The organism is Rhodococcus sp. Q1 (assembly GCF_004153645.1).
Taxonomy (GTDB): domain Bacteria; phylum Actinomycetota; class Actinomycetes; order Mycobacteriales; family Mycobacteriaceae; genus Rhodococcus; species Rhodococcus gordoniae.
Map to the genome: position 1 here is coordinate 1 of NZ_SDMJ01000022.1, position 956 is coordinate 956.

1 protein-coding gene is annotated in these 956 nt (G+C 68.9%); it reads right to left on the bottom strand.

Annotated features, from left to right (window positions below):
* Positions 1-921: AMP-binding protein (locus tag EQ874_RS22775; protein ID WP_347400882.1), on the bottom strand; the 921-nt coding region annotated here is incomplete at its 3' end.
* Positions 922-956 lie beyond the last annotated feature (35 nt).

The following is a 956-nucleotide window of genomic DNA, read 5'->3' on the forward strand; positions in this document are numbered from 1 at the left end:
CGACGACGTCGCCAGAATCGTCGTCTCCGTCGGACCATAAGCATTGAAGAACCGCCGCCGACCCGGCACCGACCACCGCCGCACCAGATCCGGAGTGAACGACTCCCCCGCCACCACCACCACACGCAGAGCATCCAACCCGGCAGGATCCATCGACCCCAACGCACCCGGCGTCATGAACACATGCGACACCGACTGCGCGGCAATCACATCCGCCAGATCCGGACCACCACCGACCCCCGCCGGCGCCACCACCACCGTCGCCCCCGCCGAGAACCCCACCCCCAACTCGAGCAACGACACATCGAAACTCGGCGAACACACATGCAACACCCGCGACGAGGAATCGACCCCGAAATGCTCACGCTCGGCCGCGATCACCCCACCGACACCCGCATGCGAGACCACCACACCCTTCGGCCGCCCCGTCGACCCCGAGGTATAGATCATCCACGCCGCATCCGACGACTCGAGCGACCGCACCCGATCCGCATACGAGATCGGCCGCGACGACAACCCCCGCACCTGCGCCACCACCGACACCTCATCGACCGCCACCACCGGCACCGACCCCGCCGCCCCGGCCACCACCGACGCCACCGACGACACCGTCAACGCCACCACCGCACCCGAATCGGCCACCATGAACTGCACCCGCTCGGCCGGATAACCCGGATCCACCGGCACGAACGTCGCCCCCGACTTCGCCACCGCCCACAACACCACCACCGACTCGAGCGACCGCGGCACCGCCACCACCACCGCATCCCCCGGCCCCACCCCACGACCGATCAACCACCGCGCCCACCGCGACGACACCGCATCGAGCTCCCGATACGACAACGACCGAGAACCCTCCACCACCGCCACCGCATCACCGGCCGACTCCACCGCCGACACCAACAACTGCGGCAACAACACACCACGACGACCACGCCCACGCCGCTCCGGGCGGG